This is a genomic window from Streptomyces sp. NPDC058579 (genome assembly GCF_042718575.1).
Taxonomy (GTDB): Bacteria; Actinomycetota; Actinomycetes; order Streptomycetales; family Streptomycetaceae; genus Streptomyces.
The window spans coordinates 1-21,545 of the sequence record NZ_JBHXPI010000056.1; the positions used below are offsets into that span (position 1 = coordinate 1).

General features: G+C 72.8%; 17 protein-coding genes, 1 rRNA gene and 1 pseudogene. 14 read left to right on the forward strand and 5 right to left on the reverse strand.

All coding sequences use genetic code 11. The annotated features are described in order from the left end of the window. The 3 genes from rrf to ACFWRO_RS33870 form a co-directional block, all read left to right on the forward strand. Nucleotides 1-91, forward strand: a 5S ribosomal RNA gene (gene rrf / locus ACFWRO_RS33860); the annotation flags it as partial. A 224-nt stretch (nt 92-315) separates the two neighbouring features. After that, nucleotides 316-1,500 (forward strand): hypothetical protein, encoded by a 1,185-nt coding sequence (locus tag ACFWRO_RS33865; protein WP_384517460.1) that lies wholly within the window; start codon nt 316-318, stop codon nt 1,498-1,500. Further along, nucleotides 1,497-2,237 (forward strand): hypothetical protein, encoded by a 741-nt coding sequence (locus tag ACFWRO_RS33870; protein ID WP_384517463.1) that lies wholly within the window; start codon nt 1,497-1,499, stop codon nt 2,235-2,237. The genes ACFWRO_RS33865 and ACFWRO_RS33870 overlap by 4 nt, the downstream gene beginning before the upstream one ends. A gap of 52 nt (nt 2,238-2,289) precedes the next feature. On the opposite strand, the gene ACFWRO_RS33875 is transcribed toward ACFWRO_RS33870, so the two are convergent. After that, nucleotides 2,290-3,564, reverse strand: a complete 1,275-nt coding sequence (locus tag ACFWRO_RS33875; RefSeq protein ID WP_384517465.1) for a DUF1015 domain-containing protein — start codon at nt 3,562-3,564, stop codon at nt 2,290-2,292. Between the two features lie 82 nt (nt 3,565-3,646). Between ACFWRO_RS33875 and ACFWRO_RS33880 the strand changes: the two genes are divergently transcribed. The 4 genes from ACFWRO_RS33880 (at nt 3,647) to ACFWRO_RS33895 (ending at nt 7,839) form a co-directional block, all read left to right on the forward strand. Then, the gene (locus ACFWRO_RS33880; protein ID WP_384517548.1) at nt 3,647-4,720 is read left to right on the forward strand and encodes an HAD hydrolase-like protein; all 1,074 of its coding nucleotides are present in this window, start codon (nt 3,647-3,649) and stop codon (nt 4,718-4,720) included. Between the two features lie 223 nt (nt 4,721-4,943). Next, nucleotides 4,944-5,903, forward strand: coding sequence for a FecCD family ABC transporter permease (locus ACFWRO_RS33885; protein ID WP_384517550.1), 960 nt, complete (start codon nt 4,944-4,946; stop codon nt 5,901-5,903). After that, the gene (locus tag ACFWRO_RS33890) at nt 5,900-6,928 is read left to right on the forward strand and encodes a FecCD family ABC transporter permease (protein ID WP_384517468.1); all 1,029 of its coding nucleotides are present in this window, start codon (nt 5,900-5,902) and stop codon (nt 6,926-6,928) included. The genes ACFWRO_RS33885 and ACFWRO_RS33890 overlap by 4 nt, the downstream gene beginning before the upstream one ends. A gap of 62 nt (nt 6,929-6,990) precedes the next feature. Next, complete coding sequence (locus ACFWRO_RS33895; RefSeq protein ID WP_384517553.1) at nt 6,991-7,839, forward strand: ABC transporter ATP-binding protein; 849 nt, start codon at nt 6,991-6,993, stop codon at nt 7,837-7,839. Here ACFWRO_RS33895 and ACFWRO_RS33900 read toward each other — a convergent pair. Further along, complete coding sequence (locus ACFWRO_RS33900; RefSeq protein WP_384517471.1) at nt 7,828-8,175, reverse strand: SCP2 sterol-binding domain-containing protein; 348 nt, start codon at nt 8,173-8,175, stop codon at nt 7,828-7,830. The genes ACFWRO_RS33895 and ACFWRO_RS33900 overlap by 12 nt on opposite strands. A gap of 43 nt (nt 8,176-8,218) precedes the next feature. On the opposite strand from ACFWRO_RS33900, the gene ACFWRO_RS33905 reads away from it, so the two are divergent. From ACFWRO_RS33905 to ACFWRO_RS33930, 6 genes and pseudogenes are all read left to right on the forward strand, one after another. Further along, entirely contained in the window at nt 8,219-8,548 is a 330-nt protein-coding gene (locus ACFWRO_RS33905) for a hypothetical protein (RefSeq protein WP_384517474.1), read from the forward strand. Between the two features lie 7 nt (nt 8,549-8,555). Beyond that, the gene (locus tag ACFWRO_RS33910; RefSeq protein WP_384517477.1) at nt 8,556-9,371 is read left to right on the forward strand and encodes a TlyA family RNA methyltransferase; all 816 of its coding nucleotides are present in this window, start codon (nt 8,556-8,558) and stop codon (nt 9,369-9,371) included. Further along, nucleotides 9,368-10,297, forward strand: coding sequence for an NAD kinase (locus tag ACFWRO_RS33915; protein ID WP_384517479.1), 930 nt, complete (start codon nt 9,368-9,370; stop codon nt 10,295-10,297). The genes ACFWRO_RS33910 and ACFWRO_RS33915 overlap by 4 nt, the downstream gene beginning before the upstream one ends. A 141-nt stretch (nt 10,298-10,438) precedes the next feature. Continuing rightward, nucleotides 10,439-12,157: a DNA repair protein RecN gene (recN, locus tag ACFWRO_RS33920; protein WP_384517556.1), complete on the forward strand. Its 1,719-nt coding sequence runs from the start codon at nt 10,439-10,441 to the stop codon at nt 12,155-12,157. 27 nt (nt 12,158-12,184) lie between these two features. After that, nucleotides 12,185-12,535 (forward strand): annotated as a pseudogene (locus ACFWRO_RS33925) (hypothetical protein); the annotation flags it as partial. Nucleotides 12,536-12,658: 123 nt separating this feature from the next. Beyond that, the gene (locus ACFWRO_RS33930; RefSeq protein WP_384517482.1) at nt 12,659-13,750 is read left to right on the forward strand and encodes a glycosyltransferase family 4 protein; all 1,092 of its coding nucleotides are present in this window, start codon (nt 12,659-12,661) and stop codon (nt 13,748-13,750) included. Nucleotides 13,751-14,343: 593 nt separating this feature from the next. Here the strand turns inward: ACFWRO_RS33930 and ACFWRO_RS33935 are convergent. From ACFWRO_RS33935 to ACFWRO_RS33945, 3 genes are all read right to left on the reverse strand, one after another. Then, the gene (locus ACFWRO_RS33935) at nt 14,344-15,966 is read right to left on the reverse strand and encodes a PucR family transcriptional regulator (RefSeq protein WP_384517485.1); all 1,623 of its coding nucleotides are present in this window, start codon (nt 15,964-15,966) and stop codon (nt 14,344-14,346) included. A gap of 134 nt (nt 15,967-16,100) precedes the next feature. Beyond that, nucleotides 16,101-17,492 (reverse strand): FAD-binding oxidoreductase, encoded by a 1,392-nt coding sequence (locus ACFWRO_RS33940; RefSeq protein WP_384517488.1) that lies wholly within the window; start codon nt 17,490-17,492, stop codon nt 16,101-16,103. Nucleotides 17,493-17,614: 122 nt separating this feature from the next. Beyond that, nucleotides 17,615-19,378 carry a glycoside hydrolase family 15 protein gene (locus ACFWRO_RS33945; protein WP_384517559.1) on the reverse strand — a complete coding sequence of 588 codons (1,764 nt, stop codon included), beginning with the start codon at nt 19,376-19,378 and terminating at the stop codon, nt 17,615-17,617. 453 nt (nt 19,379-19,831) lie between these two features. Between ACFWRO_RS33945 and ACFWRO_RS33950 the strand changes: the two genes are divergently transcribed. After that, entirely contained in the window at nt 19,832-21,481 is a 1,650-nt protein-coding gene (locus tag ACFWRO_RS33950; protein ID WP_384517491.1) for a CTP synthase, read from the forward strand. Nucleotides 21,482-21,545 lie beyond the last annotated feature (64 nt).

Genomic DNA, 21,545 nt, shown 5'->3' on the forward strand with positions numbered 1-21,545 from the left:
GCCCGGTTACATTCCGAACCCGGAAGCTAAGCCTTTCAGCGCCGATGGTACTGCAGGGGGGACCCTGTGGGAGAGTAGGACGCCGCCGAACAATCTTTCAGGACCCTTGGTCCCAGCGTTCATGCTGGGACCAGGGGTCCTTTTGTTTTTCCTTGATTTTTCCGAAGCGCGTCGGGGTGCCGACTGCGCGAGAATGACTGCAGTACCCGAAGACAGGAGTCACGTCGATGTCCACCAACTCTCCCGACGACCGTCCGGAGCGCGAGCCGCGTCGCAGGGACGGTGGCGAGCGGGGCGGCTTCCGTGGCCCGCGCCGTGACGACAACCGGGGTGGCGGCGCCGGCTTCCGTCGCGATGACCGGCGTGATGACAACCGTGGTGGTGGTTTCCGCCGCGATGACCGTCCGCGTGACGACCGTCGCGATGACCGCCCGCCGTTCCGTCGGGACGACCGCCGTGACGAGCGTCCCCGCGACGAGCGTCCCCGTGATGACCGCCCCCGTGATGACCGTCGCAGTGACAGCCGTGGTGATAGCCGTGGCGACAACCGTGGTGGTGGCTTCCGCCGGGACGACCGGCGTGATGACAACCGCGGTGGCGGGTTCCGTCGCGATGACCGTCCGCGTGACGACCGTCGCGATGACCGTCCTTCCTTCCGCCGTGACGACCGTCCGCGCGACGACCGCCGTGATGACAACCGCGGTGGCGGGTTCCGTCGCGATGAGCGTCCGCCCTTCCGGCGTGACGACCGTCCCCGTGACGACCGGCGTGACGACAACCGTGGCGGTGGCTTCCGCCGTGATGACCGGCGTGATGACAGCCGTGGTGGTGGGTTCCGGCGTGACGACCGTCCGCGTGACGACCGTCGTGATGACCGTCCCTCCTTCCGGCGTGACGACCGTCCCCGTGACGACCGTCGTGATGACAACCGCGGTGGCGGGTTCCGTCGCGACGACCGGCCGCGTGACGACCGCCGTGACGAGCGTCCGGCGTTCCGTCGGGACGACCGGCGTGACGACAACCGTGGCGGTGGCTTCCGTCGCGACGATCGGCGTGATGACAACCGCGGTGGTGGGTTCCGTCGTGATGACCGGCCGCGTGACGACCGGCGTGACGAGCGTCCTTCCTTCCGCCGTGACGACCGTCCCCGTGACGACCGGCGCGATGAGCGTCCGTCGTTCCGTCGGGACGACCGCCGTGATGAGCGGCCCCGTGATGACCGGCGCGACGACAGCCGTGGTGGCGGTTTCCGTGGGCGGGACGAGCGGCCTCGTGGGCCCCGTCGGGATGACAACCGTGGTGGTGGGTTCCGCCGTGACGACCGGCCGCGCGACGACAGCCGTGGCGGCGGGTACCGCGGGCGTGACGACAGCCGTGGTGGCGGGTTCCGTGGGCGTGACGACCGTGAGCGGACCGACCGGGCGCCGATCAAGCGGCTGCCGATCCCGCCGGAGGTCACCGGCGAGGAGATCGACGACGATGTGCGCCAGGAGCTCATGAGCCTGCCCAAGGGGCTCGCCGAGGACGTCGCTCGTAACCTCGTCATGGTCGCCGACCTGATCGACGAGGACCCGGAGCAGGCGTACGCGTACTCGCGCATCGCCCTGCGGCTCGCCTCGCGCGTCGCCGCCGTCCGTGAGGCCGCCGGTTTCGCCGCGTACGCCACGCAGAAGTACTCCGAGGCGCTGGCCGAGTTCCGGGCCGCGCGGCGGATGACCGGTGGTGTCGAGCTGTGGCCCGTGATGGCCGACTGCGAGCGCGGCATGGGCCGGCCCGAGCGGGCGCTCGCCATGGCCGGTGAGCCCGAGGTGCAGAAGCTGGACAAGGCCGGGCAGGTCGAGATGCGGCTCGTCGCCGCCGGCGCCCGTCGCGACATGGGGCAGCTGGAGGCCGCCATCGTGACGCTGCAGAGCCCCGAGCTCGCGTCCAGCGCCGTTCAGCCGTGGACCGCGCGCCTGCGGTACGCCTACGCCGACGCGCTGCTCGCGGCCGATCGTGAGCCCGAGGCGCGGGAGTGGTTCGCCAAGGCGCTGGAGGCGGACAAGGACGGGGCCACGGACGCCTCCGACCGGCTCGCCGAGCTGGACGGTGTCGAGTTCGTGGACGCCATCGACGAGGACGAGATCGACGACGCGGACGGGGACCAGGACGGGGAGCCGTCCGGGAGCGTCGATGTCGCCGACGAGGTCGACGAGGCGGATGAAGCGGATGAGGACCAGCCCGACGACCGGGGCTGATGCGTGACGAAAGGGCGGTACCCCTCCGGGGGTACCGCCCTTTCGTATGTCCTCAGTCGAGCGCCAGGCTTCTCAGGACCAGGCCCGTGGCCGGCTTCGGGCCGAAGGAGGTCGACTTGCGGGGCATGGTGACGCCCTGCCGTGCCAGGTCCCGTACGACGTCCTCCCGTACCGGGTGCATCAGTACCGCCGTACCGCCCCGGCGCTCCGCCTGTTCCACGGCCGCTTCGGTGTCGTGGATGTAGCTGATGTCCTCCGGGGCGTCCGGGATGTGCCAGAGGTGGTCGAGGAGCGTGGCGTGCAGGACGGTGGCGTCCAGGGTGCGCCAGGCCTGCGGGCGGTCCTCGGGGACGGTGCGGGCGAGGAGGTCAGGGGCGGGGCGGTCCACGAGGTGGAACGTGCCGTCGCCTGCCAGGAGGAAGGCGTTGCCGTCCGACGCGGCGGTCGCGAGGGACGCCATGGCGTCCGGGAGCGTGGCGTCGAGGCGGCGGATCCGGAAGTCGTCGCCGAGGGCTGCGAGGGCGTCCGCCACGGGGAGGCGGTTGAGCAGGCGGTGGATCGCGCGGACGCGCAGGGGGTAGCGGGCCGTGTCGATGAGGAGGACGAGGCCGTAGTTCCAGGGGCCGGGCTGGGGGTGTTCCTCGCGGAGGCGGAGGTACGTCGCCCAGCGGTGGTGGCCGTCGGCGATCAGCGCCTGGTGCTCGGCCAGGCCGGCGGAGACCGCCGCGAGTTCGGTCGGGTCCGTGATCGCCCAGAGGCGGTGGCTGAAGCCGTCCTCCGTGGTCGTGGCGAGGAGGGGGGCGCGCCGGACGGTGCGTTCGATGACGTCGGCCGGTCCGTCGCCGTTGCCCCGGTAGGTGAGGAGCAGCGGTTCCAGGTTGGCGGCCGTGGTCCGCATCAGATCGGCGCGGTCCTCGACGACGTGGGGCATGACGTCCTCGTGGGGCAGGACGATGCCCTCGGCCGGGGTGGTGAGCTCCAGGGCGCCGATGATGCCGCGCTGGAGGATGTCGCCGCTGCTCTGCTCGTACACGTAGAGCGCGGGCTCGGGGTCCGGCGCGAGGACGCCCTCGGCGAGCCAGCGGTCGAGGGTGACGGCGGCCTTGCGGTGGCGGGTGCCGGGGCTGATGGCCTGCGGAAGGATCAGCCGGACGATGTTGTGGGGGTCGGCGGACTCCAGGTGGTGGAGACCGTCGGGCCGGACGACGACGTCGTACGGGGGCGAGGTCACGGCGGCCAGGCTGCCGACCCGTTCGGGGACGTAGCGCAGACCCCGGAACGGGACCAGGTGCAGACCGTCGTCGGCCGCAGGACCACTGGTGTTCATTGAGCAATCGTAAGTGCGCGGTGGCAATGAGCGATGATCGGGGGAGCGGGGACGGCTGACAGGCGAGGAGTGTGTGGTGGGTATGGGTGACGGTGGCCAGGGCGGACGGCCCAGGACGGTGCTCGACGGCAGTGCGGTCGCGCTGAGCGAGGCGTACGACACGGCGCTGCTCGACCTGGACGGAGTCGTGTACGCGGGCGGTGAGGCGATCGCGCACGCCGTCGACGCGCTGGCGGTCGCCCGGGCCGGCGGGATGCACCTCGCGTACGTCACCAACAACGCGCTGCGGACGCCGGACGCGGTGGCCGCGCACCTCACCGAGCTGGGGGTGCCGGCGGAGGCCGGGGACGTCATCACCTCGGCGCAGGCGGTGGCGCGGCTCATCGCCGACGACGTGCCCGCCGGTTCGCCGGTGCTTGTCGTCGGCGGGGAGGGGCTTCGCGTGGCGCTGCGCGAGCGGGGCCTTGAGCCGGTGGAGTCGGCGGACGTGCCGGGCCTCGCGGCGGTGGTCCAGGGGTACGGCGGGCCGGACCTGCCGTGGGCGCGGTTCGCGGAGGCCGGGTACGCCGTGGCGCGAGGCGTGCCCTGGTACGCGTCCAACACCGATCTGACGATTCCCGGCGCGCGGGGGATCGGTCCCGGGAACGGGGCGGCGGTGGAGGTCGTACGGATCGCCACGGGCGGTGTCGTGGAGCCGAAGGTGGCGGGGAAGCCGCTGCCGCCGATGCACCGGGAGACGGTGCTGCGGACGGGGGCGCGGCGGCCGTTGGTGGTCGGGGACCGGTTGGACACGGACATCGAGGGCGCGTTCAACGGGGGCGTGGACTCGCTGCTCGTGTTCACCGGGGTGACGGACGTGGCGCAGCTGCTCGCGGCGGTGCCGGAGCACCGGCCGACATACGTGTCGGCGGACCTGCGGGGGCTCCTGGTGGGGCAGCCGGAGGTCGTGGAGACGGGTGGGGCGTTCGTGTGCGGGGGGTGGCGGGCGTCCGTGAGCGGGGGCGCGTTGCTGCTGGAGGGTGTGGGGGGCGAGGAGGCCGGCTCGCTCGACGTCATGGACGGGGTGCGGGCGCTGTGCGGGGCGGCGTGGTCGGAGGCGGGGGCCGGGGCCTGTGGGCTGGACGGGGGGAAGGCGTTGGAGCGGTTGGGGATGTGACGGTCGGTGGGTGGTCGAGGCCGTTGGGACTGACCGGTGAGGCCGTCGAGCCTCGTGGTCGGTGGGACCGTTGGGGCCCTTGGGGCCGTTGGGGTTGGGGAAAGGTAGGGTAGGTTAGCCTAACCTCGTGTTGGTCGAGAGTTCCTCCCGAGCGAGCGCGGAGGCTACGAAATCCCCCCAGGCGACGGGCCGCAGGCATTCCGTGCGGGCGCTCGGGCTTGTCGTGGGTGTCGTGGTGCTGCTGCTGGTCTGTGTCCTGAGCATCATGATCGGTGCCAAACCCGTGCCGCTCAGCGATGTGTGGCACGGGCTGTTCCACCACACCGGTACCGACAACGACGTCATCATCCGTGACGTCCGCGTCCCCCGGACCGTCCTCGGGCTGCTCGTCGGCGTCGCCCTCGGGCTCTCCGGGGCCGTCATGCAGGGCCTCACCCGTAACCCGCTCGCGGAGCCCGGGCTGCTCGGCGTGAACGCCGGGGCCGCCGCGGCCGTCGTCTCCGCGATCGCGTTCCTCGGGATCACCGACGTCGACGCCTACGTCTGGTTCGCGTTCCTCGGGGCCGCCGTCGTCTCCGTCGTCGTGTACGTCCTCGGCGGCAGCCGCAGCGCCACGCCCGTGCGCCTGGCGCTCGCCGGAACCGCCGCCACCGCCGCGCTCTACGGGTACGTCAACGCCGTCCAGCTCCTGAACTCCGCCGCCCTCGACCGGCTCCGCTTCTGGACCGTCGGCTCGCTGGCCTCCGCCGACATGGACACCGTGCGTCGCGTCGCGCCCTTCATCCTCGTCGGGGTCGTCCTCGCCCTGCTGATCTCCCGGCCGCTCAACGCCATGGAGATGGGCGACGACACCGCCCGCGCGCTGGGCGCGAACCTGAACCGCACCCGGGTCCTCGCGATGGTCGCCGTCACGCTGATGTGCGGCGCCGCGACCGCAGCCTGCGGGCCCATCGTGTTCCTCGGGCTGATGGTCCCGTACCTCGTCCGCGCCGTCACCGGGCCGGACATGCGCTGGATCATCCTGTACGCGGCCGTCCTCGCGCCGGCCCTGCTCCTCGGCTCCGACGTGATCGGCCGGCTCGTGGCCCGCCCCGCCGAGCTCCAGGTCGGCATCGTCACCGCGCTCGTCGGCGGGCCCGTCTTCATCCACCTCGTCCGCCGCAAGAGGATGGCCCAGCTGTGAAGTCGATACGGACCGGGGGCGGGTTCTCCGTACGGTACGAGCCCCGCGCCGCGCTCTCCGTGGTCCTGCTGCTCGTGGCCACCCTCGCGGCCGGGGTCGTCCTCATCGGCAGCGGGGACTTCCCCATCGCCCCGGGCGACGTCCTCGCCACGCTGCTCGGCGACGGCACCCCCGTCCAGGAGTTCGCCGTGATGGACCTGCGGCTGCCGCGCGTCCTCGTCGCCGTCTTCGTCGGCGCGGCGCTCGGCATCGGCGGCGCCGTCTTCCAGTCGATCTCCCGCAACCCGCTCGGCAGCCCCGACGTCATCGGCTTCGGCCAGGGCGCCACCGTCGGCGCCCTCGGCGTCATCGTGCTCTTCCAGGGCAGCGCGATGGCCGCCGCGGGGGGAGCCGTCGTCGGCGGCCTGATCACCGGCGCCGTGATCTACCTCCTCGCCTGGAAGCGCGGGATCCACGGCTACCGGCTCGTCCTCGTCGGCATCGGCGCGGCCGCGATGCTCAGCGCCGTCATCCACTACCTCATCACCAAGGCCAACCTGGTCGACGCCACCCGGGCCACGGTCTGGATGACCGGCTCGCTGGAAGGGCGGGACTGGGCGCAGTTCTGGCCGCTGTTCGCCGTCTGCTGCGTTTTCGTCCCGCTGGTCCTCGGGCACGGGCGGGCGCTGCGGATGCTGGAGATGGGCGACGACTCCGCGTACGCGCTCGGGGTGCGGGTCGAGCGGACCCGGATCGTGCTGATGGCCTCCGCCGTCGTGCTCGTCGCCGTGGCCACCGCGGCCGCCGGGCCCATCGTCTTCGTCTCCCTGAGCGCCCCGCAGCTGGCCCGCCGGCTGACCCGCGCGCCCGGCCCCAACCTCGCCGCCTCCGCCCTCATGGCCTCCGCGCTGCTGCTCGTCGCCGACTGGACCGCGACCAACGCCTTCGGCGACCGGCAGCTGCCGGTGGGCGTCGTCACCGGAGTGCTCGGCGGCTGCTATCTGCTGTGGCTGCTCGTCACGGAGCGGAAGGCGGGGCGTATATGACGCCCTTGGCGCGCATGACCGATGCGCATGACTCGTACGACAAGAACCTCAGGAGCACCTCCATGGACCGTCAGGCCCAGCGGCTCAGCGCCGAGTCGGTCACGCTCGCCTACGACCAGCGGGTCATCGCCCGCGAGCTGTCCGTGGCGATCCCCGACAACTCGTTCACGGTCATCGTCGGGCCCAACGCGTGCGGCAAGTCGACCCTCCTGCGCGCCCTCTCCCGGATGCTCAGACCCACCCAGGGCCGGGTGCTCCTCGACGGGCAGAGCATCCACGCCATGCCGGCCAAGAAGGTCGCCAGGACTCTCGGTCTGCTGCCGCAGTCCTCGATCGCCCCCGACGGCATCACGGTCGCCGACCTGGTGGCCCGCGGCCGCTACCCGCACCAGGGTCTGCTGCGCCAGTGGTCACCGGAGGACGAGCGGATCGTCCAGGAGTCGATGGAGTCGACGGGCGTCGCGGAGCTCGCCGAGCGGTACGTCGACGAGCTCTCCGGCGGTCAGCGCCAGCGGGTGTGGATCGCGATGGCGCTCGCCCAGCAGACCCCGCTGCTGCTCCTCGACGAGCCCACGACCTTCCTCGACATCCAGCACCAGATCGACGTCCTCGACCTGTGCGCCGAGCTGCACGAGACCCAGGGCCGGACGCTCGTCGCCGTCCTCCACGACCTCAACCACGCGGCCCGGTACGCCACCCACCTGATCGCCTGCCGGGACGGCGAGGTCGTCGCGGAGGGCCCGCCCGCCGAGGTCGTCACGGCCGAGCTCGTCGAGCGGGTCTTCGGAGTGCGCTGCCAGGTCATCGAGGACCCGGAGACGGGAACGCCGCTGGTCGTGCCCGCGGGGCGCAAGGCGCGGGCGAACGGGGGGCGGGAGGGCCGGCCCGCCGGTCGTTCGCTACAGAAGTGAGCGCAGCTTCAGCAGATCGCGGAAGCCCGCCTCCAGCCTGACCCGGCCGGAGGCCCAGGCTTTCGCGAAGTTCAGCTCGCCGTCCACCATCGCCACCAGGTCGTCGCCCGTCATCGCCAGGCGGATCTGCGCCTTGGCGGGCGGCGGGCCCGGCACCGTGTCCTGGACCTGGATCCGGCCGTCCGCGAGGCGGCCGGTGAACGTGCTGTCCAGGTCCGTGATGTGGCAGCTCAGGCTGCGGTCGAGCGCGGCGGCGCTGCGGACCTCGCCGTCGGCGCGCGTGAGATTGTCCGAAAGTTTGTCGAGTGCGCTGCGGCACTCCTCGATCGTGGCCATCGCCGTCGACCGTACCCCAGGGCTTCGCGATAGCGTCGGGCGCATGAGTGACGTGACGGACGCAGCGCCGGAGGCGGCGGAAGCGGCGGAGGAGGCGAGGTTCGAGCCCGTCGGGCCCGCGCCCCTCGGCGTCGAGCGTGTTCCCACCGGCCGGCCCGTCGTGGACGCCCTCCTGGAGCGGCTTGCCGATGCCGACGGCCTTCCGGCGGACGGACACCTGGAGGTGTACGAGGATGTACACCGTGGACTGCGCGACGAGCTGACCTCGCTCGACGCCGTCCGCCCCGGACCGACACCCGGTCCCGGACCGACACCCGGTCCCGGACCGACACCCGGTCCCGGACCGACACCGCCGTACGACCTCAGGAGCTGAACCGAACGTGGCAGGAGTGGCACGCCGCCGTCTGGACGCCGAGCTGGTACGCCGTGAGCTCGCCCGCTCGCGCGAGCACGCCAGCCAGCTGATCGCGGCGGGGCGGGTGACCGTCGGCAAGACGGTCGCGACCAAGCCCGCCACCCAGGTCGAGACGGCCGCGGCCATCGTCGTCGCCGCGGACGACGACGACCCGTCCTACGTCTCGCGCGGCGGCCACAAGCTGGCCGGTGCCTTCGCCGCCTTCGTACCCCAGGGGCTGACGGTCGAGGGCCGGCGAGCCCTTGACGCGGGCGCGTCGACCGGCGGGTTCACGGACGTCCTGCTGCGGGCGGGCGCCGCGCACGTCGTGGCCGTCGACGTCGGCTACGGCCAGCTCGCCTGGTCCCTGCAGAGCGACGACCGGGTCACCGTCAAGGACCGCACGAACGTACGCGAGCTGACCCTCGACGCCATCGATGGAACCCCCGTCGACCTCGTCGTCGGCGACCTCTCCTTCATCCCGCTCGGCCTCGTCCTCCCCGCCCTGGTGAGCTGCACCGCGCCCGACGCGGACCTCGTGCTCATGGTCAAGCCGCAGTTCGAGGTCGGCAAGGAACGCCTCGGTACGGGCGGTGTGGTGCGCAGCACGCAGCTGCGCGGCGACGCGGTGAAGAACGTGGCGCGCCGGGCGGGCGAGCTCGGGCTCGGGGTCCTGGGCGTGACCGCCAGCCCGCTGCCCGGCCCCTCCGGCAATGTCGAGTACTTTCTGTGGCTGCGGGCAGGGGCGCCCGCGCTGGATCCGGCGGATGTCGACCGCGCCGTGGCGGAGGGACCTCGTTGAGCTCAACGACCGCACCACTTGGTACTGGTACCGGTAGCCGTACCGTCTTCCTGCTCGCGCACACCGGCCGCCCGGCCGCCGTGCGCAGCGCCGAACTCGTCGTCCTCGGGCTGCTGCGCAGCGGGATCGGCGTCCGTGTCCTGGAGGCGGAGGCGGCCGACCTGCCGCTGCCGCCGTCCGTGGAGACGGTGCCGGAGGCCTGCGCCGAGGCGCTGGAGGGCTGCGAGCTGCTCGTCGTCCTCGGCGGTGACGGGACGCTGCTGCGCGGCTCGGAGTTCTCGCGCGCGTCCGGCGTGCCGATGCTCGGCGTCAACCTGGGCCGGGTCGGCTTCCTCGCGGAGGCCGAGCGCGACGACCTCGACAAGGTCGTCGACCGGGTCGTGACGCGGGCGTACGAGGTCGAGGAGCGCATGACCCTCGATGTCGTCGTGTACGAGAACGGCGACGTGCTGCACCGGGACTGGGCGCTGAACGAGGCGGCCGTGCAGAAGGTCTCCCCGGAACGGATGCTGGAGGTCGTGCTCGCGATCGACGGCCGCCCGGTCACCGGCTTCGGCTGCGACGGGGTGATCTGCGCGACCCCGACCGGCTCGACGGCGTACGCCTTCTCGGCCGGCGGGCCGGTGATCTGGCCCGAGGTCGAGGCGCTGCTCATGGTGCCGATCGGGGCGCACGCGCTGTTCGCCAAGCCGCTCGTGACGACGCCGGAGTCGGTGCTCGCGGTGGAGGTCGAGCCGCACACGCCGAACGGCGTGCTGTGGTGCGACGGCCGCCGGACGGTCGAACTCCCGGCGGGCGCGCGGGTCGAGGTCAGGCGCGGCGAGGTGCCGGTACGGCTCGCCCGGCTGCACCATGCCTCGTTCACGGACCGGCTGGTGGCGAAGTTCGCGCTGCCGGTGTCGGGGTGGCGGGGCGCGCCGCACTGAGGACCCGTGGCGGTTCCTCGGCGTGGTGCCCACCCCCACGGGTGACAACCACGCCCCCGACCTGCGGGTTCACCCCGTTCCGGCAGGGGCCGTCGCACAGGTGGGGCCGGACCTCGTAAGGTCTTCTCCGTGTTGGAGGAGATGCGGATACGGTCGCTCGGGGTCATCGACGACGCGGTGGTCGAGCTGTCGCCCGGTTTCACCGCGGTGACGGGCGAGACCGGTGCGGGCAAGACGATGGTCGTGACCAGCCTTGGGCTGCTGCTCGGCGGGCGCGCCGACCCCGCCCTGGTGCGGATCGGCGCCGGCTCGGCCGTCGTCGAGGGGCGGATCACGCTGCCCGAGGGCGCGGCCGTCGCCGTGCGCGCGGCGGAGGCGGGTGCCGAGCTGGACGACGGCGCGCTGCTCATCAGCCGGACGATCTCCGCCGAGGGCCGCTCGCGGGCCCATCTCGGCGGGCGTTCGGTGCCGGTCGGGCTGCTCGCCGAACTCGCCGACGAACTCGTCGCCGTGCACGGCCAGACCGACCAGCAGGGGCTACTCAAGCCCGCCCGGCAGCGCGGCGCGCTCGACCGGTACGCGGGCGAGGCCGTCGCCGTACCGCTGGCCGCGTACTCGGAGGCGTACCGGCGGCTGCGGGCCGTCGTCGCCGAGCTGGACGAGATCACCACCCGGGCGCGGGAGCGGGCCCAGGAGGCCGACCTGCTGCGCTTCGGGCTCGGTGAGATCGAGGCGGTCGAGCCGCTGGCCGGTGAGGACGTCGAGCTGGCGGCCGAAGCGGAGCGGCTCGGGCACGCCGAGGCCCTCGCCTCCGCCGCCGCGCTCGCGCACGCCGCCCTCGCGGGCCAGCCCGAGGACCCGGAGGCCGTCGACGCGACGACCCTGGTCGCGGGGGCCGGGCGAGCCCTGGAGGCCGTACGGTCGCACGACCCCGCGCTCGCCTCGCTCGCGGACCGGATGGGCGAGATCTCGATCCTGCTCTCCGACGTGGCCGGGGAACTGGCCGGGTACGCCGACAACCTGGACGCCGACCCGCGGCGGCTCGCCGTCGTGGAGGAGCGGCGGGCGGCGCTGACGCAGCTCACCCGGAAGTACGGCGCGGACATCGCGGCCGTGCTTGCGTGGGCGCAGGAGAGCGCGGCCCGGCTCAACGAGCTGGAGGGCGACGACGACCGGGTCGGCGAGCTGACGGCCGAGCGGGACGCGCTGCGGGCCGAGCTGTCCGTCCTGGCGCAGGCGCTCACCGACGCCCGTACGGAGGCGGCGGACCGGTTCGCCGAGGCCGTGACCGCCGAACTGGCCTCGCTCGCCATGCCCCACGCGCGCGTGTCGTTCGCGATCAGCCAGACCGAGGACCCGGACGGGGTCGAGGTCGGCGGCCGCCCGGTCGCGTACGCGCCGTCCGGCGCCGACGAGGTCGAACTGCTGCTCGCGCCGCACCCGGGCGCGCCGCCGCGGCCGATCGCGAAGGGCGCGTCCGGTGGTGAGCTGTCCCGGGTGATGCTCGCGGTCGAGGTCGTCTTCGCGGGTACGGACCCGGTGCCGACGTACCTCTTCGACGAGGTCGACGCGGGTGTCGGCGGCAAGGCGGCCGTGGAGATCGGCCGGCGCCTCGCGAAGCTCGCCAAGTCGGCGCAGGTCGTCGTGGTCACCCACCTTCCGCAGGTGGCTGCGTTCGCCGACCGGCAGCTGCTGGTCGAGAAGACCAACGACGGCTCCGTGACCCGGTCCGGCGTCACCGTCCTGGAGGGCGAGGACCGCGTGCGCGAGCTGTCGCGGATGCTGGCGGGCCAGGAGGACTCGGAGACGGCACGGGCGCACGCGGAGGAACTGCTGGCCACGGCGCGGGCGGACGGCTGAGGGGGCCTTGCCCGGAGGCCTCGTGGGGGCGCCTACGCTGACCGCGACCACCGCCGGGGCTTCCGGGCGCACCTGGGGGCCCTGCGCGACGGCGAGGTCACCAGTGGGGCCGTGAAGCTGTTCGGGATCGGCGCGGCCGGGCTGCTGCGTGGGACGCTCGCGGCCGCGCCGATGGGCGCCGCGGCCGCCGTCCTCGTGGACGACCTCGGTGAGCGGACCATGCTCGGTGACACGGGCGCGCACGCGCTCGGAGCCGCCGTCGGCAGTGCGATCGCGGCCGGGAACGGCCGGTTCGGACTCGCCGTCCACGCGGTGGGGCTCGTCGCGGCGGCGGTGTACGGAGACAAGGTCGGCGACCTCGCGCGTTCACCCGTGTGAGTGAAAGCCCGCGGCGAGTTGAAGCCTTGGCAACGGCCACGACAAGGACACGGCAAGGCCACGACACGGCCATGACGGGGCTTCGGTGCCGGAACGTGCGTACGGGCTGGCATCCTTGGGGCCGTGACACAGCTCCGTACGGTCCAAGTGCTGGGCGGCGGCAGCGCGGGCAGTAGCGCTCACGTCCGATCACTTGCCTCGGGGCTGGTGGCGAGGGGTGTGCGGGTGACCGTGTGCGCCCCGGCCGAACTCGACCGCGCCTACGACTTCATCGGTGCCGGCGCGCACTTCGTGCCCGTCCCGCGCCGCAACGACCCCGCGACGGTCGCGCAGCTCCGCAACGCCTGCATCGGCGCGGACGTGGTGCACGCGCACGGGCTCCACGCCTCGGTGCGGGCGACGCTCGCGCTGTCGGGATCGGGAGGGGTGCGGGGGCCCGCGCTCGTGACGACCTGGCACACCCGCAACCATGTGGACGGGGCGCGGGGCGGGCTGTTGCGGCTGCTCGAACGAAGGACGGCGCGGGCGGCAGCCGTCGTCCTCGGCACCTCGTCGGAGCTGGTCGACCGGGCTCGGCGGCGCGGGGCGCGGGACGCGCGGCTCGCTCCGGTGACGGTGCCCGCGTCCCGGGCGCCGGTCTGCCTGCACGACGGGAAGGCGCGGGCGGAACTGGGGGCGGTGGACCGGCCGTTGCTGATGGCGGTCGGGGCGCTGGTGCCGGAGCGGGGGTACGGGTTGCTGCTCGACGCGGCGAGGGAGTGGCGGGATCTGGACCCGCAGCCGTTGCTGGTGATCGCGGGGGAGGGGCGCGAGCGGGCGGCGTTGCAGCGGCGGGTCGAGGCCGAGGGGCTCGCGGTCCGGCTGATCGGGCGCCGGGACGATGTGGCGGAGCTGTTGGCGGCGGCGGACGTGGCGGTGCTCCCGTCGCGTTGGGAGGCCCGCTCCCTGCTGGCGCAGGAGGCCCTGCGACTCGGCGTGCCGCTGGTCGCGACGGCGGTGGGCGGGGTTCCGGAACTGGTCGGGGACGCGGCGGAGTTGGTGCCGTGGGGTGACGCGGCGGCGCTGGCGGGGGCGGTGCGGGGCCTTCTGGAGGACACGGACCGTCGGATGGACCTGGCGGCGGCGGGGCGGGTACAGGCGCGGACGTGGCCGACGGAGGACGAGACGATCGCGCATGTGTTGAGCGTGTACGACGAGTTGTCGGGGCGGCGCTGAGGGGGTGACGGGGGGATTCCCCCACCCCACCCCTTCCCGAAACCCTGACGAGACCGGGGGCTCCGCCCCCGTACCCCTGAGCGCGGCGGCTTCGCGCCGCGGGGTGGGGTCGGCGTGGGGCCCGTGCCCCGGTGGGGCGGGTTTTGGGGGATGAGGGCTTTGCCCCCGTGCCCCCGGGGTGGTGGCTTCTCGCTGCGGGGTGGGCGCGGGGGCCTCTGCCCTGGGCGCGTCGGCTTCGCGCCGCGGGCTGGTTGGGGGCCGGGCCTTGTGCCCCGGTGGGGCGGTTCTGGGGATGGGGCTTCGCCTCCCCCCCGGGCGGCGGCTTCGTGCTGGGGTGGGCCTGGGCGTGGGGCGCCGGGTCCCGAGGGCGGCAGCTTCGCGCCGCGGGTGGGTCCGGGGCGGAGCCGCAGTACTCCGGGTGAGGCGGCTTCGTGCCGCAGGTGAGGTCGGGGTGTGAGCCCGTGCCCCCGGGGCGGTGGCTTCGCGTCGCGGGGTGCCGTTCGGGGTGGGGCGCTGGTTCCGGGTGCGGCCGCTTCGCGCCGCAGGCCCCCGAACCGCGCCGGTTTCAGGGTGGCCGTGGCGCGCTTGCCTGGTTACGGGGTGTGGCGTCTGGCTCGGAGGGCTAGGGAGAGGGCCAGGACTGTTTGGGGGTCGTCCAGGTCGGTGCCCAGGAGTTCGGAGATTCGGGCCAGGCGGTTGTAGAGGGTCTGGCGGTTGAGGTGGAGTTCGCGGGCCGTTTCCGCCTTGCGGCCCGCGTGGGCCAGGTAGGTCTCGAGGGTGGGGAGCAGTGGGGGGCGGGACGTGCGGTCGTGGTCTCTCAGGGGGCCGATCGCGCGGTCCACGAAGGCCGCTAGGTCCGGGTGTTCCCGCAGGCGCCAGAGGAGGAGGTCGATGTCCAGGCGGCGTGCGTCGTACCAGGGGCGGTCCGAGAGGCCCTGCGCCGCCGTCGCCGTCTCGCCCGCGTGCCGCAGGGACGCCGACGCCGCCGCCCAGCCGCCCGCGATGCCCACCACGACCACCGGCGGTTGGCCGCCCCCGCGTTCCAGGCCGGCCCGCTCCACGCCCGCGCGCAGCGCCGCCGCGACCCGGTCCGCCACCGCCGTACGCTCCGACTCCGAGCGCAGGCCGAGCAGGAGCGGCACCCGGCCCTCCACCGGGCGTACGCCCAGCAGGACCGGGACACCCACCGAGGACAGCTCCTCCAGGACCGCCCTTGCCAGCAGTGACCAGTTGCCCGAGGGGGACAGGTCCGAAGCGAGGCGCATCACCACGGGGAGCAGGGGGCCGTCGCCCGGGCGGAAGCCCAGGACCCTCGCCTGGGCCGGGGCGTCCTCCGGCGTGATCCGGCCCTCCGCCAGGTCCGTCAGGAAGTCGCCGCGGCCCCGCGCCGCCAGCTCCTCCTCCTGCCTGGCCTGCATCAGGACGACCGCCAGGATGCCCGCCGCCCGTTCCGCCGCCATGCGGTGCAGCTGGGACAGTGGGCCATCGACCGCCAGGAGGACAAGGCGGGCGCGGACGGATCCTGTGCCCGGTCCGCCGCCGGGTACGTCCACGAGTACCGCGCCCGTCGGCGGGCCCGACTCGCGCGCCGCGCGCTGGCCGCGCAGCCCGTCCCAGACCTGGAGCGGGTCGGCCGGGCCCGACTCCGTACCCGCCGCGTAGAGCAGCTGGCCGTCCGCCGTCTCCAGGAAGACCGGGTTCGCCGTGAAGTCGGCCAGGATCCGCAGCACCTGGGGCACCCCGCCCCCGCCGAGCAGCGCCTCCGTGCACTGGCGGTGGACCTCCTCCGCCTGCCGAAGCAGCGCGTAGTGGCCGTTCACGATCTCGGTGTGGATCTCCTCGGTCACCGCCACGAAAGGGACTTCGCGGTGCAGCTGCACCAGGGGGAGGCCCGCCGCGCGTGCCGTGTCCACGATCGTGGCCGGTAGGCGGGAGAAGCGGGGGCCCAGCTCGACCACCAGGGCCGCGATGCCTCGGTCCGCGAGTCGGCGGACGAATGCGCGCTGCTCCGCCGGGCGCGTACCGAGGCCGAGGCCCGTCGTGAGCAGCAGCTCGCCGCCCTTGAGCAGCGACGCGATGTTCGGGACCTCGCCCGCGTGCACCCAGCGCACGGTCCGGTTCAGCCGGTCCGCGCCCGCGACCACCTCCGGGAGGCCGCTGCGGAGCCCGGGCAGCTCCAGCGCCCGCTGCACGGTGATCCCGCCCTGACTGTCCATGACCGGACGCTACCTGCGTATCTCCGCCGGCAACATCACCCGATGGTCACGGGACTCGACAGTCCGTCCGGCCGGTCGACAACTCGTCGCCCCGCGCGGCCGATTACGCGACTGTCCGTCTCGTGTGGTGTGCGTCACGCCGCCGCCGGGGTGATGTTGTGGTTGAAGCGGAAGGTGTTGTCGGGGTCGTACGTGGCCTTCACGGCGGCGAGCCTGCGGTAGTTCTCGGCGCCGAAGCCCGAGACGACCCGCTCGTCGCCCTCGGAGCCGATGAAGTTGAGGTACACGGCTCCGGTGGACCACGGCCGGGCGTCGGCCCGCACGTCCCTTACCCACTGCCTCGCCCGTTCGTCGTCGGCCGGGTCCTCCCAGGTCGCGAAGGGGTGGACGGCCCAGGGCGCCGAGCGCCACGGGATGGGGTAGTCGGCCGGACCGGAGGCCAGCGCGCCGCCCATCATGAAGAGCACGTGCTGGGTGGCGGTCGGGAGGGGGATCAGGGCGCCCCGGGCGCAGAAGGCGTCCACCGCCTCGTCCGGGAAGGCGTTGAGGTACTCCGCCGACCAGTAGTTCCGCAGGCCCGGTGGGTCGTCGAGCATGCACTGGAGGTCGCTGTACGGGATGTCCGTGACCATCTCGATCGCGGGCTTCAGCGCGATCAGCGGCGCCGCGAGCTCGCGGACCTTGGCGACCGGACCGGCGTAGGTGAGCAGCGTGCCGCAGACCAGCTTGCCGACGAGGTGTTCGGGGACGAACGGCTCCGGGGGTGCGGGCAGGTAGATGACGCCGCCGCCCACCGCGTTCGGGGCGTCGGCCGCGAGGTCCCGGAAGGTGCGTACCACCTCGGGCGCGGACTCCGGGAGGAAGAAGAGCAGCGCGAAGCTCATCTGGGGCAGCTCGTGGAGCCGCAGGGTGAGGGAGGTCGCCACCCCGAAGTTCCCGCCGCCGCCGTGCAGCGCCCAGAACAGCTCCGGGTGCGTCTCGGCGTCGGTGTGGACGTGCTTGCCCTCGGCGGTGATCAGCTCGGCGGCGAGGAGGTTGTCGCAGGCGAGCCCGAACTTCCGCTCCAGCCAGCCCGAACCGCCGCCGAGCGTGAAGCCGCCGACGCCGGTGGTGGAGACCCGGCCGCCGGTGGTGGCCAGCTGGAAGGGCTGGGTGGCGTGGTCGAGGTGGCTCATGGTCGCGCCGCCCTCGACGCGGGCCGTCAGGTGCTCGGGGTCGGCGACGACCGCGTGCATCCGGCGCAGGTCGACGACGAGACCGTCGTCGACGACGGACGAGCCCGCGACGCTGTGCCCGCCGCCGCGCACGGCGATGGGCAGCTCGGTCTCCCGGCCGAAGAGGACCGCGTTGGCCACGTCCTCGGAGGTCGCGCACTGGGCGATGACGGCGGGACGCCGGTCGATCATGCCGTTGTGGATCTTCCGGGCCTCGTCGTAACCGGGATCGCCGGGCACGAACACCTCGCCGGCCAGATCCTCACGGAGCCCGGCCAGCGCCGTCGCCGGAACGTCGATCTGGGGAGCCATGGGTGAGCCCCCCTTCCTGAGGGGGGACAGGACCCTTTCAGCGTATTCCGGGCCACCGCGATACGCGCCCCGTGCGGGCGGTGGGAGTCTGGCGTACCCCGCCCCTCAGCCCCCGTAGCCCCTCAGCCCCCGTACGCCCCGCTCGCCGTCAGCCGCAGGGCCGTGTCGATCAGGGGGACGTGGCTGAAGGCCTGGGGGAAGTTGCCCACCTGGCGTTGGAGGCGGGGGTCCCATTCCTCTGCCAGGAGGCCCAGGTCGTTGCGGAGGGCCAGGAGGCGTTCGAAGAGTTGGCGGGCCTCGTCCACGCGGCCGATCATCGCCAGGTCGTCGGCGAGCCAGAAGGAGCAGGCGAGGAACGCGCCCTCGTCGCCCTCCAGGCCGTCCACGCCGGCCTGCTCGCCCGCCGTGGGGTAGCGCAGGACGAAGCCGTCCTCGGTGGAGAGCTCGCGCTGGATCGCCTCGATCGTGCCGATGACCCGCTTGTCGTCCGGCGGCAGGAAGCCCATCTGCGGGATCAGCAGCAGCGAGGCGTCCAGCTCCTTGGAGCCGTACGACTGCGTGAAGGTGTTCCGCTCCTTGTCGTAGCCCTTTTCGCAGACGTCCCGGTGGATGTCGTCGCGCAGCGTGCGCCAGCGCTCCAGAGGGCCGTCGGCGTCCCCGGACTCGATCAGCTTGATCGTGCGGTCGACCGCCACCCAGGCCATGACCTTCGAGTGCACGAAGTGGCGGCGCGGGCCGCGCACCTCCCAGATGCCCTCGTCGGGCTGGTCCCAGTGCGTCTCCAGGTAGCGGATCAGCTTGAGCTGGAGGAGGGAGGCGTAGTCGTTGCGGGACAGGCCCGTCATGTGCGCCAGGTGCAGCGCCTCGGTGACCTCGCCGTAGACGTCGAGCTGGAGCTGGTTGGCAGCGCCGTTGCCGACCCGGACCGGGCCGGAGTTCTCGTACCCGGGCAGCCAGTCCAGCTCCGCCTCGCCGAGCTCGCGCTCGCCGGCGATCCCGTACATGATCTGCAGGTTCTCCGGGTCGCCCGCGACCGCGCGGAGCAGCCAGTCCCGCCAGGCGCGGGCCTCCTCGCGGTAGCCGGTGCGGAGCATCGAGGAGAGGGTGATCGCCGCGTCGCGCAGCCAGGTGTAGCGGTAGTCCCAGTTCCGTACGCCGCCGATCTCCTCGGGGAGGGACGTGGTCGGCGCGGCGACGATGCCGCCCGTCGGCGCGTAGGTCAGGGCCTTCAGGGTGATCAGGGAGCGGACCACCGCCTCGCGGTACGGGCCGTGGTACGTGCAGTGCTCCACCCACTCCCGCCAGAAGTCCTCGGTCGCCTCCAGCGAACCCTCCGGGTCCGGCAGGGCGGGCGCCTCCTTGTGCGAGGGCTGCCAGCTGATGGTGAAGGTGACCCGGTCGCCCGGGGTGACGGTGAAGTCCGAGTACGTCGTGAGGTCCTTGCCGTGCGTCTCGGCGTCCATGTCCAGCCACACCGAGTCGGGGCCCGCGACGGCGACCGTGCGGTCGCCGACCTTGTGGACCCACGGCACCACACGTCCGTAGCTGAACCGCATCCGCAGCGCGGAGTGCATCGGCACGCGGCCCGAGACGCCCTCCACGATCCGGATCAGCTGCGGCGCGCCGTCGCGCGGGGGCATGAAGTCGATCACCCGGACCGTGCCGCGCGGGGTGTCCCACTCGGACTCCAGGATGAGCGAGTCGCCCCGGTAGCGGCGGCGGTCGGCGGGCGGCGGGGGAGTGCCGTTGGGGACGGCGGGACCGACCCGCCAGAAGCCGTGTTCCTCGGTCCCGAGGAGTCCCGCGAAGACGGCGTGCGAATCGAAGCGGGGCAGGCAGAGCCAGTCGACACTGCCGTCCCGGCAGACCAGGGCGGCGGTCTGCATGTCTCCGATGAGTGCGTAATCCTCGATGCGCCCGGCCACGTGCTCTCTCCAGATCGAACGGCCACGTCCGCCCGAAGGGCGGTTACTACAGATCAGCGGTCAACGGATGTTGACGATCGGCGGCAAGTGTCCGAGCAGGATACGACGCGTTTCGGCACGCCCTCGTAACGCCGTTGCGCCGATCGGGTGAGCATTCCTGACGCACCTCTTGACGCCGCTGCCACCCGGCGCAGCCCGCGCACCCGGAGGGCGCGTAGCCGTCCGTGCGCGCCTGACTGCCCCGTGTGGCCGGAAGCGGTCTCCCGATGTCGCTGATACCCTGGTACCCCGTGGACCGGTGGGAAACGGCGACAGCCGAGCCCCCGCAACCGCAGCGACGGCACCCCCCGATTCTTCCGGAGGGCACGCCGGAACGCACCTCCAGAACGCGACCACGGGAGCCCCCTCTTGGCGATGCCGCCCAAAACCACGACGACCAAGCACATCTTCGTCACCGGGGGTGTCGCGTCCTCCCTCGGGAAGGGCCTGACCGCCTCCAGCCTGGGTGCGCTCCTCAAGGCGCGGGGCCTTCGGGTCACGATGCAGAAGCTCGACCCGTACCTGAACGTCGACCCCGGCACGATGAACCCGTTCCAGCACGGCGAGGTGTTCGTCACCAACGACGGCGCCGAGACCGACCTGGACATCGGCCACTACGAGCGCTTCCTCGACGTCGACCTCGACGGCTCGGCCAACGTCACCACCGGCCAGGTCTACTCGCAGGTCATCGCCAAGGAGCGGCGCGGCGAGTACCTCGGCGACACCGTCCAGGTCATCCCGCACATCACCAACGAGATCAAGTCGCGGATCCGCCGCATGGCCACCGACGACGTCGACGTGGTCATCACCGAGGTCGGCGGCACCGTCGGCGACATCGAGTCGCTGCCGTTCCTGGAGACCGTCCGCCAGGTCCGCCACGAGGTCGGCCGCGACAACGTCTTCGTCGTGCACATCTCGCTGCTGCCCTACATCGGCCCGTCCGGCGAGCTGAAGACCAAGCCGACCCAGCACTCCGTCGCCGCGCTGCGCAACATCGGTATCCAGCCGGACGCCATCGTGCTGCGCGCCGACCGTGACGTCCCCACCGCCATCAAGCGCAAGATCTCGCTGATGTGCGACGTGGACGAGGCCGCCGTCGTAGCCGCCATCGACGCCAAGTCGATCTACGACATCCCCAAGGTGCTGCACACCGAGGGTCTGGACGCCTACGTCGTCCGCAAGCTCGACCTGCCGTTCCGCGACGTGGACTGGACGACCTGGGACGACCTGCTCGACCGCGTCCACAACCCGGACCACGAGGTCACCGTCGCGCTCGTCGGCAAGTACATCGACCTGCCCGACGCGTACCTCTCGATCACCGAGGCCATGCGGGCCGGCGGCTTCGCCAACAAGGCGCGGGTCAAGGTCAAGTGGGTCACCTCCGACGACTGCAAGACCGCGGCCGGCGCGAAGAAGCAGCTCGGTGACGTCGACGCGATCCTGATCCCCGGCGGCTTCGGCGACCGCGGTGTCAACGGCAAGATCGGCGCGATCCAGTACGCCCGCGAGAACAAGGTGCCGCTGCTCGGCATCTGCCTGGGCCTGCAGTGCATCGTCATCGAGGCCGCCCGCAACCTGGCCGACATCCCGGACGCCAACTCCACCGAGTTCGACGCGGGCACCGCCCACCCGGTCATCTCGACCATGGAGGAGCAGCTCGCGTACGTCGAGGGCGCCGGTGACCTCGGCGGAACGATGCGCCTGGGCCTGTACCCGGCGAAGCTCGCCGAGGGCTCCATCGTGCGCGAGGTCTACGACGACCAGCCGTACGTGGACGAGCGCCACCGCCACCGCTACGAGGTGAACAACGCCTACCGCGCCGAGCTGGAGAAGAAGGCCGGTCTGGTCTTCTCCGGTACCTCTCCGGACAACAAGCTCGTCGAGTACGTCGAGTACCCGCGCGAGGTGCACCCCTACCTGGTCGCGACCCAGGCCCACCCCGAGCTGCGCTCGCGTCCGACGCGTCCGCACCCGCTCTTCGCCGGCCTGGTCAAGGCGGCCGTCGAGCGGAAGACGGGCAAGTAGGACCAGGAGTTAACGTTGCCGGGGTACGCAGGCCTTACGAGGGCCGGTGCCCCGGTTTTCGTGT

Excerpts from the sequence above, each read along its gene's own strand:
- ACFWRO_RS33935 (WP_384517485.1), bottom strand. The coding sequence starts at position 15,966 with ATGGACAGTCAGGGCGGGATCACCGTGCAGCGGGCGCTGGAGCTGCCC.
- ACFWRO_RS33945 (WP_384517559.1), bottom strand. The coding sequence starts at position 19,378 with ATGCAGACCGCCGCCCTGGTCTGCCGGGACGGCAGTGTCGACTGGCTC.
- ACFWRO_RS33870 (WP_384517463.1), top strand. The coding sequence starts at position 1,497 with ATGAGCCTGCCCAAGGGGCTCGCCGAGGACGTCGCTCGTAACCTCGTC.
- ACFWRO_RS33880 (WP_384517548.1), top strand. The coding sequence starts at position 3,647 with ATGGGTGACGGTGGCCAGGGCGGACGGCCCAGGACGGTGCTCGACGGC.
- ACFWRO_RS33940 (WP_384517488.1), bottom strand. The coding sequence starts at position 17,492 with ATGGCTCCCCAGATCGACGTTCCGGCGACGGCGCTGGCCGGGCTCCGT.
- ACFWRO_RS33900 (WP_384517471.1), bottom strand. The coding sequence starts at position 8,175 with ATGGCCACGATCGAGGAGTGCCGCAGCGCACTCGACAAACTTTCGGAC.
- recN (WP_384517556.1), top strand. The coding sequence starts at position 10,439 with ATGCGGATACGGTCGCTCGGGGTCATCGACGACGCGGTGGTCGAGCTG.
- ACFWRO_RS33950 (WP_384517491.1), top strand. The coding sequence starts at position 19,832 with ATGCCGCCCAAAACCACGACGACCAAGCACATCTTCGTCACCGGGGGT.
- ACFWRO_RS33895 (WP_384517553.1), top strand. The coding sequence starts at position 6,991 with ATGGACCGTCAGGCCCAGCGGCTCAGCGCCGAGTCGGTCACGCTCGCC.
- ACFWRO_RS33905 (WP_384517474.1), top strand. The coding sequence starts at position 8,219 with ATGAGTGACGTGACGGACGCAGCGCCGGAGGCGGCGGAAGCGGCGGAG.
- ACFWRO_RS33875 (WP_384517465.1), bottom strand. The coding sequence starts at position 3,564 with ATGAACACCAGTGGTCCTGCGGCCGACGACGGTCTGCACCTGGTCCCG.